General features: G+C 36.4%; 1 protein-coding gene. It reads left to right on the top strand.

What is annotated here, in order from left to right; genetic code table 11:
* Positions 1-358 precede the first annotated feature (358 nt).
* Positions 359-1,438, top strand: a complete 1,080-nt coding sequence (istA, locus tag ACYQ2O_RS12205; RefSeq protein WP_459771341.1) for an IS21 family transposase — start codon at positions 359-361, stop codon at positions 1,436-1,438.
* Positions 1,439-1,542: the final 104 nt, after the last annotated feature.

Below are 1,542 nucleotides of genomic sequence, written 5' to 3'. Positions count from 1 at the left end.
ACCTTTGGAGGCTTATTTGCCATGGAATCCAAAGGTGCAGATGGAATGTCGCTAGACATTCAGCATATTATACGCTTCGGACACTTCTCATTATAGTGGTGTCCGATTTTTATTTGTAGGTACTCAGTTATTCATCGCTTACGAAAGAAAACTGGACTGATTTCAATTTTAAATCTTCCAGTTTCTCTATTGGCTTTGAATCGACAATTGTTTAATGCATAATAAAAGTTAAGAGTATTGCAATCAAAATGTGAGAAGGTTGTACAATAAAAAAAAGGCTTGCCAGCTCCTTAAAAATATCCTACCGTTAATGGTGTCTAATCAATTAATGGTGGGAGGAAATGAAAGGATGCTAGCAATGCCTGAAATCAATCATATCAAAAATTTGAGAAATAACAAATCAATGTCTATCAATGAAATTTCAAAACGTACTGGTTTTTGTTGGACAACTGTGAAGAAGTATGCGGACAGTGATCAGTTACCTAAAGAGAAGATATCCGTTAAAAAAGGGATGATGTATGACGAGAATTGGGGAGAAATTGTCATTGATTGGCTAACAGAAGACTATTCGCTCAAACAGAAATTAAGAAGAAATAATACAAATATATTTAAAGAGTTGAAGGAGTTGGGTTTCACGGGTTCTTATCGAACCGTTTGTAATTTTATTCAGAATGAGTGGAAAGAAAAAATGATCGATGAATCAGATGGGTTTAAAGAAGAATATGAAAGATTGTCTCATCCTCCCGCAGAAGCTCAAGTTGATTTTGGGATTACGGAAGCTGTCGAAGATGGAAAAGTGAAAGATATTCATTGCTTAGTCATGAGTTTTCCATACAGTAACGGAGGACTGGCAGTCCCTTTACCTTCGGAAAACCAAGAATGTTTCCTTGAAGGACTCAAAGTGCTTTTTGAACAGGCAGGATTTGCCCCAAGAAAACTTCGTTTAGATAATCTTTCCGCAGCGGTGGTCAAGGCACGGAGCCGTGGTGAAGAAACTATTTTTACTGATGCCTTTCGTCAATTTTCAATGCATTACGGATTTGAAGCACAAGTTTGTAATCCAAGAAAAGGAAATGAAAAAGGACATGTGGAAAACAAAGTGGGATATGTACGTTATAACTTTTTCACACCATCCCCTGTCATCAAAGATTTAGAACACATACGGACTTTATTATTTGATCAATGTAAAAAAGATCGCCAACGACTTCATTATAAAAAGGAACTAATGATTGCAGACTTGTTGGAAGAAGAAAAGAAATATGGGTTAGCTTTGCCTGACTCTGATTATCCCGTCTTTAAACAATCTACAGTAATCGCTAATAAATATGGTGAAGTACGAATTGATGGTGCGCTTGTTCACGTCCCTAAAAGCTATCACTATGGCAAACTACATTTGATTTTGTATTGGGATAGGAGCTGGGAAAAAACCAGCTCTTAACAAACAAAAAGAACAATGAAAACCGTCGGTTTTAGATGGTCTTCATTGTTCTTTTGTATTTTTTCTGAAGATGTAGAAGTACATCCTCCTTTTCTTCGGAGTTC

Source organism: Alkalibacterium sp. m-11, from assembly GCF_054658155.1.
The sequence above is the reverse complement of the archived record's forward strand: the minus strand, read 5'-3'. Positions and strand labels throughout refer to the sequence as shown.